The sequence below is a fragment of the Nitratireductor sp. GCM10026969 genome (genome assembly GCF_042660605.1).
Lineage (GTDB): Bacteria > Pseudomonadota > Alphaproteobacteria > Rhizobiales > Rhizobiaceae > Chelativorans.
This window is the reverse complement of sequence record NZ_JBHSUM010000322.1, coordinates 1-708: the sequence shown is the minus strand read 5'-3', so window position 1 is coordinate 708 and position 708 is coordinate 1. Positions and strand designations below refer to the sequence as shown.

The window sequence follows — 708 nt, the reverse complement described above, 5'->3', positions numbered from 1 at the left end:
CACGGTCCAGCCGGCTTCCGGCATGACCTCCGCGCGCACCAGATATTCCCGCTCCCGCCCGCCGGCCGAGACGGTCATCAGGTCGTGGCCGGCCTCGGTGGCGGCGGTGAAGGGAAGCGGGCGCAGCCTGGTATCGGCATAGCGACGCGACGCCTCGGTGCGCGCGAGCCGGGCGGGGGTGAGCGGCAGAAGGCCGGTGTAGAGCCATTCCGGCCGCCCGGTCATGAAGACGATGCCCTCCGGGTCGGTGACGATGATCTCGTGGTCGCCGCCGCGCCAGGAGGCCTCGATCGGCTCGATGTCGATCTTGAAGACGACCACGCCGCGCACCGCGCCATCGACCATCACGGGCGCGGAGAAATAATAGCCGCGCTTGAGCGACGTCGTGCCGAGCGCGAAGAAGCGCCCGCGCCGCCCCTCCATGGCCTCCTGGAAATAGGGCCGGTAGCTGAAATTCTCGCCGACGAAACTCGTCTCCCGGTCATGGTTGCTGGCGGCGATCGTCTCGCCGTCGGGCCGCATGACATAGATATCGGAGGACTCCAGAAGGGCGTTGATCTCCTTCAAATAGGCGTTGCCCCGTGCACGCAGGCCGGGATCGGCCGGGTCGCGCAGCAGCGCCTTGATCTGGGCATGGTCGGCGATCAGCGCCGGCAGCGCCTCATAGCGGTTGAGCTGGCCGCGCAGCGCCGCCACCGCCAGGCGCAG

Annotated in this window: 1 protein-coding gene; it reads right to left on the bottom strand. The window is 68.9% G+C overall.

Features of this window, described 5'->3' with window-relative positions:
• Nucleotides 1–708 (bottom strand): cache domain-containing protein (locus tag ACFP9U_RS25265; protein ID WP_378625653.1); only part of this gene is annotated, 708 nt, incomplete at both ends.